12 protein-coding genes are annotated in these 13,048 nt (G+C 67.5%); 6 read left to right on the top strand and 6 right to left on the bottom strand.

The window, feature by feature from the left end; translation table 11 throughout:
• Nucleotides 1-25 precede the first annotated feature (25 nt).
• Together coaE and rpsA are read right to left on the bottom strand one after the other, a co-directional pair.
• A complete protein-coding gene (gene coaE / locus ACFQY2_RS10995) occupies nucleotides 26-646 on the bottom strand; it encodes a dephospho-CoA kinase (protein WP_378745840.1) in 621 nt (206 codons plus the stop codon).
• 91 nt (nucleotides 647-737) lie between these two features.
• Entirely contained in the window at nucleotides 738-2,186 is a 1,449-nt protein-coding gene (rpsA, locus tag ACFQY2_RS10990) for a 30S ribosomal protein S1 (RefSeq protein WP_378745839.1), read from the bottom strand.
• Between the two features lie 209 nt (nucleotides 2,187-2,395).
• Between rpsA and ACFQY2_RS10985 the strand changes: the two genes are divergently transcribed.
• The gene (locus tag ACFQY2_RS10985; RefSeq protein WP_378745838.1) at nucleotides 2,396-3,319 is read left to right on the top strand and encodes a 5'-3' exonuclease H3TH domain-containing protein; all 924 of its coding nucleotides are present in this window, start codon (nucleotides 2,396-2,398) and stop codon (nucleotides 3,317-3,319) included.
• A gap of 21 nt (nucleotides 3,320-3,340) precedes the next feature.
• Here ACFQY2_RS10985 and ACFQY2_RS10980 read toward each other — a convergent pair whose 3' ends face one another.
• Together ACFQY2_RS10980 and trpD are read right to left on the bottom strand one after the other, a co-directional pair.
• Nucleotides 3,341-4,342, bottom strand: coding sequence for a PHP domain-containing protein (locus tag ACFQY2_RS10980; protein WP_378745837.1), 1,002 nt, complete (start codon nucleotides 4,340-4,342; stop codon nucleotides 3,341-3,343).
• Between the two features lie 15 nt (nucleotides 4,343-4,357).
• A complete protein-coding gene (gene trpD, locus ACFQY2_RS10975) occupies nucleotides 4,358-5,422 on the bottom strand; it encodes an anthranilate phosphoribosyltransferase (protein WP_378745836.1) in 1,065 nt (354 codons plus the stop codon).
• A 209-nt stretch (nucleotides 5,423-5,631) separates the two neighbouring features.
• On the opposite strand from trpD, the gene ACFQY2_RS10970 reads away from it, so the two are divergent.
• The 5 genes from ACFQY2_RS10970 to ACFQY2_RS10950 all read left to right on the top strand — a co-directional run bounded on the left by ACFQY2_RS10970 (nucleotide 5,632) and on the right by ACFQY2_RS10950 (nucleotide 10,800).
• Nucleotides 5,632-6,288, top strand: coding sequence for a heme-copper oxidase subunit III (locus tag ACFQY2_RS10970; RefSeq protein WP_378745835.1), 657 nt, complete (start codon nucleotides 5,632-5,634; stop codon nucleotides 6,286-6,288).
• Nucleotides 6,289-6,308: 20 nt separating this feature from the next.
• Nucleotides 6,309-7,142 (top strand): c-type cytochrome, encoded by an 834-nt coding sequence (locus tag ACFQY2_RS10965; protein ID WP_378745834.1) that lies wholly within the window; start codon nucleotides 6,309-6,311, stop codon nucleotides 7,140-7,142.
• Nucleotides 7,143-7,178: 36 nt separating this feature from the next.
• The gene (locus ACFQY2_RS10960) at nucleotides 7,179-8,255 is read left to right on the top strand and encodes a Rieske 2Fe-2S domain-containing protein (RefSeq protein WP_378745833.1); all 1,077 of its coding nucleotides are present in this window, start codon (nucleotides 7,179-7,181) and stop codon (nucleotides 8,253-8,255) included.
• On the top strand, nucleotides 8,252-10,081 hold the full coding sequence (locus tag ACFQY2_RS10955) for a cytochrome bc complex cytochrome b subunit (RefSeq protein ID WP_378745832.1): 1,830 nt from the start codon (nucleotides 8,252-8,254) through the stop codon (nucleotides 10,079-10,081). Before ACFQY2_RS10960 ends, ACFQY2_RS10955 begins: the two co-directional genes overlap by 4 nt.
• A gap of 299 nt (nucleotides 10,082-10,380) precedes the next feature.
• Nucleotides 10,381-10,800 (top strand): rhodanese-like domain-containing protein, encoded by a 420-nt coding sequence (locus ACFQY2_RS10950; protein WP_378745830.1) that lies wholly within the window; start codon nucleotides 10,381-10,383, stop codon nucleotides 10,798-10,800.
• An 85-nt stretch (nucleotides 10,801-10,885) separates the two neighbouring features.
• On the opposite strand, the gene ACFQY2_RS10945 is transcribed toward ACFQY2_RS10950, so the two are convergent.
• On the bottom strand, nucleotides 10,886-11,308 hold the full coding sequence (locus ACFQY2_RS10945; RefSeq protein WP_378745829.1) for a cytochrome c oxidase subunit 4: 423 nt from the start codon (nucleotides 11,306-11,308) through the stop codon (nucleotides 10,886-10,888).
• A 3-nt stretch (nucleotides 11,309-11,311) separates the two neighbouring features.
• Nucleotides 11,312-13,048: a cytochrome c oxidase subunit I gene (gene ctaD / locus ACFQY2_RS10940; protein WP_378745828.1), complete on the bottom strand. Its 1,737-nt coding sequence runs from the start codon at nucleotides 13,046-13,048 to the stop codon at nucleotides 11,312-11,314.

Below are 13,048 nucleotides of genomic sequence, written 5' to 3'. Positions count from 1 at the left end.
CCTGCTCCGCGCCGCGTGCGGCCGATCAGGCCCCGTCCGAGCGCAGTCGGCGCGACCGGATCCGCTCCCACAGCGCATCCACCTGCGCCCGGGTGCTCTCCAGCGTGCCGGACGTGTCGATCAGCACGTCCGCGACGGCGCGGCGAGCGGCATCCGACACCTGGGAGGCGAGACGCGACCTCGCCTCGTCGACCCCCATCCCCCGCAGTTCGACCAGACGCCGCTCCCGCAGAGAGACCGGCGCGTCGGCCACGACGATGAGGTCCCACGGATCGTCCGCCCGCGCTTCGACGAGCAGCGGCACGTCGTACACCACGACGGCATCGGCTCGCTCCGCGAAGGCCGCCGCGAACCGACGGGCGGACTCCGCACGCACCGCGGGGTGCACGATCGCGTTGAGTCTGCTGAGCGCATCCTGGTCCCCGAACACCTTCGCCCCCAGAGCCACCCGGTCCAGCTCGCCGTCGGCGCCGATGACATCCCCACCGAACTCCGCCGCGATCCGCGCGAGCACCGGCGTCCCCGGCCGCTGCACCTCGCGGACGATCCTGTCCGCGTCGACGATGATCGCACCGTGCTCGGCCAATCGTGCGGCGATGGTCGATTTCCCGGACGCGATGCCTCCGGTGAGGGCGATGAGCGGCATCGTCCCATTCTGGCATGCTGCGTCCCGGCCCCTGAGAGACGCGGAACGGGCCGCCACCCGAAGGTGACGGCCCGTTCGACTGCGGTGATGCTTACGCGTTGCCGCCCGAGAGCTTCTCGCGCAGAGCGGCGAGGGCCTCGTCGTCGGCCAGCGTGCCGGCGCTGGAGTCGCTCGTGAACGACTGCGCGGCGGCGAAGTCGTCGCCTGCAGCGGCCTCGGCCTCGGCAGCCTTGGTGACGGCGACCTTGTGCGCCTCCCAGCGAGCCTGGGCAGCGGCGTACTCCTGCTCCCATGCCTCGCGCTGGGCGTCGAAGCCTTCCTTCCAGACACCCGTCTCGGCGTCGAAGCCCTCCGGGTACTTGTACTCGCCGTTCTCGTCGTACTCGGCGAGCATGCCGTACAGGGCCGGGTCGAACTCGGTGCCGTTGGGGTCGACCGACTCGTTGGCCTGCTTCAGCGACAGCGAGATGCGACGACGCTCGAGGTCGATGTCGATGACCTTGACGAAGACCTCCTCGCCCACCGAGACGACCTGCTCGGCCAGCTCGACGTGCTTGCTGGACAGCTCCGAGATGTGCACGAGGCCCTCGATGCCGTCCGCCACACGGACGAACGCGCCGAACGGGACGAGCTTGGTGACCTTGCCCGCAGCGATCTGGCCGATCGCGTGCGTGCGGGCGAAGACCTGCCACGGGTCCTCCTGCGTCGCCTTCAGCGACAGGGAGACGCGCTCGCGGTCCAGGTCCACCTCGAGGATCTCGACGGTGACCTCCTGGCCGACCTCGACGACCTCGCTGGCGTGCTCGATGTGCTTCCAGGACAGCTCGGAGACGTGCACGAGACCGTCCACGCCGCCCAGGTCGACGAACGCACCGAAGTTGACGATCGAGGAGACCTGACCCTTGCGGACCTGACCCTTGTGCAGGTTGTTGAGGAAGTTCGAGCGCGACTCGGACTGCGTCTGCTCGAGCAGCGCACGACGGCTCAGGACGACGTTGTTGCGGTTCTTGTCCAGCTCCAGGATCTTCGCCTCGAGCTCCTGACCCAGGTACGGGGTGAGGTCGCGGACGCGACGCAGCTCGATGAGCGAGGCGGGCAGGAAGCCGCGCAGGCCGATGTCGACGATGAGACCGCCCTTGACGACCTCGATGACGGTGCCGGTGACGACGCCGTCGTTCTCCTTGATCTTCTCGACATCTCCCCAGGCGCGCTCGTACTGCGCACGCTTCTTGGAGAGGATCAGTCGGCCTTCCTTGTCCTCCTTCTGAAGGACGAGAGCCTCGACCAGGTCACCGACGGCGACGACCTCGTTGGGGTCGACGTCGTGCTTGATGGAGAGCTCACGCGAGGGGATGACGCCCTCGGTCTTGTATCCGACGTCGAGCAGAACCTCATCGCGGTCGATCTTGACGATCGTGCCCTCGATGATGTCGCCGTCGTTGAAGAACTTCAGGGTCTTCTCGACCGCGGCCAGGAAGTCCTCAGCAGATCCGATGTCGTTGATTGCGACCTGCTTGGTGGCGGTCGTTGCGCTAGTCATGTAGTGGGTTGTCCTTGTAGATGGAAGCTCGGGCCTCGACTGCCGGCATGCCAGGATGTGCCGAGGCGAATGGATTGGGATTGCGATGTCACCAGGGATGCGGATGCACGCCCAGAAGTGACACTCCAGATTATCAGATTCCCCCGCCCGGCGAAGCTCCCGTCCGTCGGGACGCGTCCGCGGAGGACTTCGGTGTCTAGGCTGAGCCCGTGACCGAACGCCTGATGCTCCTCGACACCGCCAGTCTGTACTTCCGGGCCTTCTACGGTGTGCCGGACAAGGTGAAGGCGCCGGACGGCTCCTCCGTCAACGCCGTACGCGGGCTGCTGGACATCATCGCCAAGCTCGTGACGCTGTACCGGCCGACGCAGATCGTCGCCTGCTGGGACGATGACTGGCGGCCGCAGTGGCGCGTGGACCTCGTGCCCAGCTACAAGGCGCACCGCGTCGCCGAGGTGGTGGCCACCGGCCCTGATGTCGAGGAGACCCCCGACCCGCTCGTGCAGCAGATCCCGCTGATCCGCGCGGCGCTCGGCGCCATCGGCATCCCGATCATCGGGGTGGCCGAGCACGAGGCCGACGACGTCATCGGCACGCTCGCGACCCGCGCCACCGTCCCGGTGGATATCGTCACCGGGGACCGCGACCTCTTCCAGCTCGTGGACGACGCCCGCGACGTTCGCCTCATCTACACGGCGCGCGGAATGAGCAACCTCGAGATCGTGACGGATGCCACGCTCGTCGACAAGTACGGGGTCCTCCCCTCGCAGTACGCCGACTTCGCCACCCTGCGCGGTGACGCCTCCGACGGCCTGCCTGGAGTCAAGGGCGTGGGCGAGAAGTCCGCGGCGACGCTGCTGCAGGCGCACGGCGATCTGCCCGGCATCCGCGCGGCCGCGGCGGACGGTCGGCTCAGCGCGACGGTATCCGCGCGGTTCGCTGCGGCATCCGACTACCTGGATGTCGCTCCGGACGTCGTGCGGGTGGCGACCGATCTCGACATCACCGCACCGGGCGCGCGGGTGCGCGCGCTGGACCCCGCCGAGTCGGACGCCGCCGCGGCCCTCGCGGAGAAGTGGAACCTCGGCTCGTCCATGACCCGCGCGCTCAGTGCGCTGGCGTCGATGGACTGACCCGCCCAGCCCGCTTCGGCGCTACTCCTCTTGTTCTGCGCTCGCCCATGCGCGCAGGCGATCCGGTCCCCACGTGGTGACGATCCGCTCCGGCGGCACCCCCGCGGCCTCGGCGCGCGCCGCCCCGTGGTCGAGCAGCGAGAGCTGCCCCGGTGCGTGGGCGTCGGAATCGATGGAGAACAGGCATCCTTCCTCCAGCGCGATCGCGATCAGTTCGTCCGGGGGATCCTGCCGTTCGGGACGCGAGTTGATCTCCACCGCGACGCCATTGTCGGCGCACGCCGCGAACACGGCGCGGGCGTCGAAGTCCGATGCCGGGCGCGTGCCCCGCTCCCCCTGCACGAGCCTTCCCGTGCAGTGCCCGAGGACGTTCACGTGCGGGTCGGACACCGCGGCGATCATCCGCCGTGTCATCGCGGCCCCATCCATGCGCAGCTTCGAGTGCACGGACGCCACGACGACGTCCAGTTCCGCGAGCAGCTGCGGCTCCTGGTCCAGCGCGCCGTCGTCGAGGATGTCGACCTCGATGCCGGCGAACAGTGTCAGAGCGTCGTCGGACTGCGCCCGCACGAGCGGGATCTGCTCTCGCAGCCGCTCCGCGGACAGTCCCCTGGCCACGCGCAGTCGCGGAGAATGATCGGTGATCGCCAGGTATCGGTGACCGAGGGCTCGCGCCGCCTGCGCCATCTCCTCGATGGACGTGGTGCCGTCCGACCACTCGGTGTGACTGTGCAGATCGCCGCGCAGGAGAGGGCGAAGCGCGGATGCCACCTCGGGTTCCACGACGCCGCGCAGCTCGACGAGGTAATCGGGCACACGGCCCTGCTGCGCCTGCCGGATGACCTCGAACGTCGACGCGCCGATGCCCTTCTGCTCGCGCAGGCGCGACGGATCGCCCGTGATCTCCTCGGACAGCTCGCGCAGCACGGCCGCCGCCTGACGGAAGGCCCTGGCCCGATATCGCGACGCGCGCTCGCGCTCCAGCAGGCGGGCGATCTCGAGCAGCGCGTCGACGGCATCCATGATCAGGCGGCCCGGTCAGGCACCGTTCGCGTCCTGGGTGGCGCTGATCCAGTCGTCCAGCTTCGCGGCCGCCCTGCCGTCGTCGACGGCGGCGCTCGCCGCCGCGTACGCCTCCCGCAGGCGCTCGACGATGGGCTGCTGAGTGAGCGACGCGTCATGGGACAGCTCGTACGCGACGATGCCCGCGGCCGCGTTCAGCAGGACGATGTCGCGCACCGGTCCGCGTTCGCCCTCCAGCGTCGTGCGCAGCACCCGCGCATTGTGCTCCGGCGAGCCGCCGACGAGATCGGAGAGATCGGCCAGCGGGATGCCGAGGTCGCGCGGATCGAGATCGTGCTCGTGGATGTCGCCGCGCACGACCTCCCAGATCCGGCTGTGGCCGGTCGTGGTCAGCTCGTCCAGTCCGTCGTCGCCTCGGAACACCAGCGCGGTGGCACCGCGCGTGCGGAAGACTCCGGTGATCAGCGGGACGCGGTCCAGGCGCGCCACGCCCACCGCGTTCGCCTCGGCCCGGGCCGGGTTGCACAGCGGCCCCAGGACGTTGAAGACCGTCGGCACGGCGAGCTCGGAGCGCACCGCTCCGGCGTGCTTGAAACCCGGGTGGAAGGCCGCCGCCCAGGCGAAGGTGATGCCGGTCCGATCCAGCACGGATGCGACGCGCCCGGGGTCGAGGGAGATGTTCAGCCCCAGCGCCGCGAGAACGTCCGAGGAGCCGGAGGACGAACTCGCCGCGCGGTTGCCGTGCTTGACGACGGGGATCCCGGTCGCGCCGATGATGATGGCCGCCGTGGTCGACACGTTCACCGTGCCGACCCGATCGCCGCCCGTGCCGACGATGTCGAGCACGTCCGAGGAGACCGGCAGCGGCACAGCCGCCTCGAGGATCGCATCCCGGAATCCGACGACCTCGTCGACGGTCTCGCCCTTCGCGCGCAGCGCCACCAGGAAGGCGGCCAGCTGCGCCTGCGTGACTTCTCCCCGCATGACCTTGCGCATTGCCCAGGTCGACTCCCACACGCTCAGGTCCTGCCGGTCGAGCAGGGACAGGAGCAGGTCGGGCCAGGTCGGGGTGTCGATCATGACTGAGATCCTATTCCGACGCGGTGAAGCGCCGAGAGAAGATGTCGGATCGAGGCGGAACCGGGCGCGCGGGCACTTCCGGCGTGACCTGCGCAATTGTCCCGGAACCGGGCGGATTCGCAGAACATTCTTAGGCTGGCCTAAGTGTCCGGACAGCGAAACGGCCGAAGGGGGTGCAAGAATCGGCGAGCGGAATCGGCCATAATGGGATGGTGACCACCTCAGCGACGCATGCCCCGGCGGCAAGAACCATCAAGCGCCCCAATCCGGTCGCTGTCGGCACCATCGTGTGGCTCGGCAGCGAGGTGATGTTCTTCGCGGGACTCTTCGCGATCTACTTCACCCTTCGCAGCACCTCACCGGAGCTCTGGGCCGACCGCACCGAACATCTCAACGTGGTCTTCGCGCTCGTGAACACCCTCATCCTGGTGGCGTCATCGTTCACCTGTCAGATGGGCGTCTTCGCAGCCGAGGACCTGCAGCCCTATCATGTGGCTCGCGGCTCGGTGAACGCGGCCGGCCGCCGCCGGCTGTTCGGCTGGGGCATGGTGGAGTGGTTCTGGCTCACCTTCATCCTCGGCGCGATCTTCGTCAGCGGTCAGGTCTGGGAGTACGCCCAGCTGGTCGCGGAGGGCATGCCCATCTCGGCGGACTCCTATGCCTCGGCGTTCTACATCACGACCGGATTCCACGCCCTGCACGTGACGGGCGGCCTCATCGCCTTCGTGCTCGTCATCGGTCGCGCCTACGCCGTGAAGAACTTCCGCCACAAGGAGGCGACCTCCTCGATCGTCGTGTCGTACTACTGGCACTTCGTCGACGTCGTCTGGGTGGTCCTGTTCTTCGTCATCTACTTCCTGAAATAAGAGCGGAGCGGTTTTTCGAAATGGCACGAGAGAAGAAGCACCGCTCGCGCGGTCGACGCAGTCCCTTCGCCGCCGCCGCCATCATCGGCGCCGGTCTGCTGCTCACGGGAGGCGTGTACGCCGGCGCATCGGCTGCGATGGCATCCACCGCGGACACGCAGACCTCCGCGGCGGCCGAGCTGACCGCAGCGGACGGGCAGAAGCTGTTCACGGCGAACTGCGCCACCTGTCACGGCCTTGACCTGCAGGGGACCAAGGAGGGCCCGAGCCTGATCGGCGTCGGCGAGCTGTCCGTGGAGTTCCAGCTGGCCACCGGCCGCATGCCGCTGCAGATGCAGGGGCCGCAGGCGCCGCAGAAGCCCGTGCAGTTCACCGAGCCGCAGATCCGTGCGATGGCCGCCTACGTGCAGTCGGTCGCTCCGGGACCGGAGTACCCCGCCGACTGGGTCACCGCGGGCGAGGTCGACCCGGACAACGCCTCCGACGAGGTGAGCGTCTCGCACGGTGCGGAGCTGTTCCGCATCAACTGCGCCATGTGCCACAACGTCGCCGCCGCCGGTGGGGCGCTCACCGAGGGCAAGTACGCTCCCGCGCTGACCTCGACCAGTGCGCTGCACATCTACGCCGCCATGGTCACGGGCCCGCAGAACATGCCCGTCTTCGGCGACATGAACCTCAGCACGTCGGACAAGCGCGACATCATCGCCGCGCTGGTCTTCCAGCAGCAGGAGGTGCAGGTCGGCGGATTCACCCTCGGCTCGCTGGGCCCCGTCTCTGAGGGCCTGTTCATCTGGATCTTCGGCATCGGCGCACTCGTCGCCCTCACCGTGTGGATCACGGCGAAGTCCAACTGACGCAGTTTCATCGAAGATTTAGGCACGAGGAGCACCATGGCACACGACGACGACACGCAGGCTCTCGAGAGGGCCTACCAGCCCTCGCCGGGGCTGGGCGTCGCAGTCAGCGATCCCGCACAGGATCCGGGACTGCCCCCACACCGCGAGCGGATGACGGACAAGGACCCCAAGTCCGAGAAGGCGGCGGCGCGCACCGTCTACACGCTCTTCTACCTGTCGCTGGCAGGCAGCATCTGGGCGGTCGCGGCGTACATGCTGTTCCCCATCGAGTCGGGTTCGCTCATCGATGTCCGTTACAACAACCTGTTCATCGGTCTGGGCATCGGACTCGCGCTGCTGAGCATCGGCCTCGGCGCCATCCACTGGTCGAAGGCGCTGATGAACGACCATGAGTTCGTCGAGTACCGCCACCCCACCCGCGGGAAGGACGCGACCCGCGAGGCAGCCGTCCAGGCCTTCGCGGAGGCCAACGAGGAGTCCGGCTTCGGCCGGCGCGCCATGATCCGCAATTCGCTGATCGCGGCCGTCGTGGCATCGATCGTCCCCGGCATCACGCTGTTCCGTGGGCTCGCTCCGTTCGCAACGCCCGAGGACCCCCAGGCCGGCGACCCGGTCGCGCTCCTCAAGCACACCATGTGGGAGGCGGGCACCCGCCTGGTGCACGATCCCGAGGGCACTCCCATCCGCGCCGCGGATGTCACCCTCGGCTCGGCCGTGCACGTCATCCCCGAGGGCCTGAAGGAGCTCGGTCACGCGGGCGGACTGCTCGAGGAGAAGGCGAAGGCGATCGTTCTGCTGATGCGTCTGCGTCCGGAGCAGCTGATCGAGTCCGAGGAACGCAAGAGCTGGTCGTACAACGGCATCGTCGCGTACTCCAAGGTCTGCACCCACGTGGGCTGCCCCGTCGCCCTCTACGAGCAGCAGACGCATCACCTGCTCTGCCCCTGCCACCAGTCGCAGTTCGACGTCACCGACCACGCCAAGGTCATCTTCGGCCCGGCCGCCCGTCCGCTGCCGCAGCTGCCGATCGCCGTCGACGACGAGGGCTACCTCATCGCGACGAGCGACTTCACCGAACCCGTCGGCCCGAGCTTCTGGGAGCGTCATTGAGCACCGCAACTCTTCATGAGGACACCAAGCCCGCAGAGGCGAGGGAGAAGCCGCTCGGCGGTCGCTTCCTCGGCGCGACGGCGAACTATCTCGACGAGCGCACCAGCCTCTCCGGCTTCGTCAAGGAGCTCGGGCGGAAGATCTTCCCCGATCACTGGTCGTTCATGCTCGGCGAGATCGCGCTGTGGAGCTTCGTCGTCGTCTTCCTGTCCGGAACGTTCCTGACGTTCTTCTTCGACGCGTCGATGGTCCCGACCCACTACACCGGTGCCTACGAGCCGATGCGGGGCATCGAGATGTCGGCGGCACTCGAGTCGACCCTGCGCATCTCCTTCGACCTGCGCGGTGGTCTCCTGGTGCGCCAGATCCATCACTGGGCCGCTCTGGTGTTCGTGGCCGGCATCGGAATCCACATGCTGCGCGTGTTCTTCACGGGAGCGTTCCGCAAGCCGCGCGAGCTGAACTGGGTGATCGGCTTCGTGCTGTTCATCCTGGCCATGGCGGAGGGCTTCACCGGCTACTCGCTTCCCGATGACCTGCTCTCCGGCAACGGACTGCGCATCATCGACGGGATGGTCAAGGGACTCCCGCTGATCGGCACCTGGACGTCCTTCCTGCTGTTCGGCGGCGAGTTCCCCGGCAGCGACATCGTCGGTCGTCTGTACACCCTGCACATCCTGCTGCTGCCGCTGCTGGTGATCGCGTTCATCGTGCTGCACCTGATGCTGATGGTCATCAACAAGCACACGCAGTTCGCCGGTCCCGGCCGCACGAACAGCAACGTCGTGGGCTACCCGATGATGCCGGTCTACATGTCGAAGATGGGCGGCTTCCTGTTCATCGTGTTCGGCACGATCGTCCTGATCGCGACGTTCTTCCAGATCAACCCGGTGTGGAACTACGGGCCCTACGACCCGTCCCCCGTCTCGGCGGGAACCCAGCCGGACTGGTACATCGGCTTCGCCGACGGCGCCCTGCGTCTGGCGCCGCCGCACCTGGATGTGCAGCTGGGCCAGTTCACGCTGTCGCTGGGCATCCTGATCCCCGTCGCGGTCCTCGGACTGTTCATCGTCGTCGTCGCGCTGTACCCCTTCATCGAGGCGTGGGTCACCGGCGACAAGCGCGAGCACCACATCGCCGACCGCCCGCGCAACGCCGCCACGCGCACCGCCATCGGCGCCGCCGGCGTGATCTTCTACGCCGTCATGTGGGCGGCCGCCTCGTCGGACCTGATGGCCACGCACTTCATGCTGACGATGGAGGGCGTGATCCACACCCTCCAGGCGCTGCTGTTCATCGGACCGGTGCTCGGATACTTCATCACCAAGCGCATCTGCATCGCGCTGCAGAAGAAGGACCGCGAGATCGTCCTGCACGGCTACGAGTCCGGCCGCATCGTGCGCCTCCCGGGTGGGGAGTACATCGAGGTCCACCAGCCGGTCGACGTGTACGACCGCTGGAAGCTCATCGACTACGAGACCTATGAGCCTCTGGTCGTGCGACCCAACGCCAAGGGACGCATCCCGTGGCACGAGAACCTGCGCTCGTCCGTCTCGCGCTGGTTCTTCGAGGACCGCCTGCAGCCGCTCACGCAGACGCAGATCGAGGAAGCCGATGCGCACCAGCAGCACACCCTGGCGCACGACGCGGAGATCGAGACCGAGGAGATCCTCGGTGCGCACGCTCGTGCCGGTGTGACCTCGGAGGACCAGCTGGCCCCGGTCGACGCCAGGGTCGGCGAGACGCCGAACACGCCGAGTTCCGTGATCGCGCAGGAGCCGGCAGACAAGAAGCGCTCGAAGAAGAAGTCGGAGGACGGCGAGTAGCACGCACTCCCCCGCCTCGAGGGCCCCGTCTGATGCAGACGGGGCCCTCGGCGCATCTCCGGTGGCTCAGCGCATCTCCGGTGGCTCAGCGCATCTCCGGTGGGCTCAGCGCATCTCCGGTGACCTCAGTGCAGTCGCTCAGTGCAGTCGGGGCAGCGTGTGTTCACCCTGTGGCCGACGGCTGATCCGTGCTGTCGCCCACGATGTCCTGGCTCGCGTCATGTCGCAGTGCGGGGGCGAGGTCGTAACGTCGCGTCCCCCGGCCGCGGCCGGCCGCCCCTCCGGAGTAGCCTGAGGCCATGATCGATCGCCAGGACTTCTTCGCCGCCAAACTCCAGTACGAGACGGACGCCAGCGATCTGCACGCCGCCCGCAAAGCCGGAGAGCAGATCACGGTGGTCGATGTGCGATCGGACGAGGCATGGGCCCAGGGCCGCGTTCCCGGATCCGTGCACATGCACTACCGGGAGATCGCCGCGCGGGCGCCTCAGGAGATCCCCGAGGGCACTGCAGTCGTCGTGTACTGCTGGAGTCCGGGATGCAATGCCGGCGCCAAGGGCGCGCTCGAGTTCGCGAAGCTCGGGTACGCCGTGCGTGAGCTCATCGGCGGCTTCGAGTACTGGGTGCGCGAGGGCTACCCCGTCGAAGACCACGACGGGGTGCATCGCCGCCCGATCGACCCGCTCACGGGCGTCCCGCGTGTGCGGACCCGCGCCTGACCCGAACGATATCCTGCGAAGACGAGCAGGACGACAGCGGAAGGCCCCGGAGCTGACGCTCCGGGGCCTTCCGCGATTCTGGAACTCAGCGGGCGAAGTGACCGCGGTAGTACTCGTACACCCAGCCCACGATGGCGACGATGAAGAACGCCACGCCGATCGGCAGCAGGAAGTGTCCGACGGCGAGTCCGAGCAGGAACACCATGGCAGACCCGGCGAGGACCATCGGCCACCAGGACCAGGGGCTGAACTCCCCGAGCTCGGGGTCTCCGTCGTCGATGTCCGCCGTGAGGACGTCCTCGGGCAGCTCGCCGCCCTGCGCCCGGTAGGTCTTGCGAAGGTAGACCGCAATCATGGCGCCCATGAACGCGACGAAGAGCAGGGCGATGGTGCCGACCCACTCCACGTAGCCGTGGTTGGTGTCGAGGATGCTCCAGGCCGTGTAGAGCGCCGAGGTGACCAGGAAGAATCCGGTGATGATCCACCAGACGACGATGTTGCTGCGCATGGGTTACTTGGCCTCTCCAGCTGCGGCGCCGGCCGGTGCGGCGACCGGGTGCTCGGCGGCCTCGGGGTGGTTCAGGTCGAAGGCAGGGCGCTCGCTGCGGATGCGCGGGATCGACGTGAAGTTGTGGCGCGGCGGAGGGCAGGAGGTCGCCCACTCGAGCGATGCCCCGTAGCCCCACGGGTCGTCGACCATGACCTTCGGCGCCCGGCGGGCGGTGATCCACACGTTCAGGAAGAACGGCAGCATGGAGGCGCCCAGGATGACGGCACCGATCGTGGAGACCTGGTTGCCCCACTCCCAGTTGTCGTAGGTCGAGTAGTCGGCGTAACGGCGCGGCATGCCGTCGACACCCAGCCAGTGCTGGACGAGGAAGGTCATGTGGAAGCCGATGAACAGCATCCAGAAGTGGATGTACCCGAGCCGCTCGTTGAGCATCCGGCCGGTCCACTTCGGCCACCAGAAATAGAAGCCGGCGAACATCGCGAACACCACGGTGCCGAAGACGACGTAGTGGAAGTGCGCCACGACGAAGTAGGTGTCACTGATGTGGAAGTCCAGAGGCGGCGATGCCAGGATCACGCCGGTGAGACCACCGAACACGAACGAGACGAGGAAGCCGAGCGAGAACACCATCGGCGTCTCGAATGTGATCGACCCTCGCCACATCGTGCCGATCCAGTTGAAGATCTTCACACCCGTCGGCACCGCGATGAGCATCGTCATCAGCGCGAAGAAGGGCAGCAGCACTCCCCCGGTGACGTACATGTGGTGGGCCCACACCGACACCGACAGCGCGGCGATGGAGATGGTCGCGTACACGAGGGTCTTGTACCCGAAGATCGGCTTGCGGCTGAACACCGGGAAGATCTCCGAGACGATTCCGAAGAACGGCAACGCGATGATGTAGACCTCAGGGTGTCCGAAGAACCAGAACAGGTGCTGCCACAGCAGCACGCCGCCGTTGGCCACGTCGTAGACGTGGGCCCCGAGGATGCGGTCTGCGGCTGCGGCCAGGATGGCCGCGGCCAGGACGGGGAACGCCATGAGGATGAGAAGGCTGGTGATCAGCGTGTTCCACGAGAAGATCGGCATGCGCCACATGGTCATGCCGGGCGCGCGCATCGTGATGACCGTGGTGATGAAGTTCACCGCACCCAGGATCGTTCCGAAACCGGACATGCCCAGTCCCAGCATCCACAGGTTTCCACCTGCCCCCGGGGAGAAGGTGGCGTTGGCGAGCGGCTGATAGGCGAACCATCCGAACGAGGCCGCACCCTGCGGGGTGAGGAAGCCGGCCACCGCCATGATGGAGCCGAAGCTGAAGAGCCAGAAGGCGAACGCGTTCAGCCGCGGGAACGCCACGTCGGGTGCACCGAGCTGCAGCGGCAGGATCGCGTTGGCGAAGCCGGCGAACAGCGGGGTCGCGAACATCAGCAGCATGATCGTGCCGTGCATCGTGAAGAGCTGGTTGTACTGCTCCTTGGTGGGCACGATCTGCATGCCGGGCGCGAAGAGCTCCGCGCGGATGACCAGGGCCATCACGCCGCCCAGCAGGAAGAACAGCACCGAGGTGATCAGGTACATGTACCCGATGGTCTTGTGGTCCGTCGAGGTGATCCACTTGACGACGATGTTGCCCTTCTGCTCCACGCGCGTGGAGGTGAGAAGTGCGGCCTGACGCGGCGGGATCGTCGTCGGACGAGCGCCCTGCGTCGTTGTGGGTTCTGCTGTGGTCGTCAT

This window comes from Microbacterium sp. GCM10027623 (assembly GCF_042666935.1).
In the GTDB taxonomy this organism is placed as follows: Bacteria; Actinomycetota; Actinomycetes; order Actinomycetales; family Microbacteriaceae; genus Microbacterium.
This window is presented reverse-complemented; position numbering and strand designations above follow the sequence as displayed.

Coding starts and splice junctions, on each gene's coding strand:
- ACFQY2_RS10950 (WP_378745830.1), top strand. CDS start 10,381: ATGATCGATCGCCAGGACTTCTTCGCCGCCAAACTCCAGTACGAGACG.
- ACFQY2_RS10945 (WP_378745829.1), bottom strand. CDS start 11,308: ATGCGCAGCAACATCGTCGTCTGGTGGATCATCACCGGATTCTTCCTG.
- rpsA (WP_378745839.1), bottom strand. CDS start 2,186: ATGACTAGCGCAACGACCGCCACCAAGCAGGTCGCAATCAACGACATC.
- trpD (WP_378745836.1), bottom strand. CDS start 5,422: ATGATCGACACCCCGACCTGGCCCGACCTGCTCCTGTCCCTGCTCGAC.
- ACFQY2_RS10970 (WP_378745835.1), top strand. CDS start 5,632: ATGGTGACCACCTCAGCGACGCATGCCCCGGCGGCAAGAACCATCAAG.
- ACFQY2_RS10965 (WP_378745834.1), top strand. CDS start 6,309: ATGGCACGAGAGAAGAAGCACCGCTCGCGCGGTCGACGCAGTCCCTTC.
- ctaD (WP_378745828.1), bottom strand. CDS start 13,048: ATGACGACCACAGCAGAACCCACAACGACGCAGGGCGCTCGTCCGACG.
- ACFQY2_RS10960 (WP_378745833.1), top strand. CDS start 7,179: ATGGCACACGACGACGACACGCAGGCTCTCGAGAGGGCCTACCAGCCC.
- coaE (WP_378745840.1), bottom strand. CDS start 646: ATGCCGCTCATCGCCCTCACCGGAGGCATCGCGTCCGGGAAATCGACC.
- ACFQY2_RS10980 (WP_378745837.1), bottom strand. CDS start 4,342: ATGGATGCCGTCGACGCGCTGCTCGAGATCGCCCGCCTGCTGGAGCGC.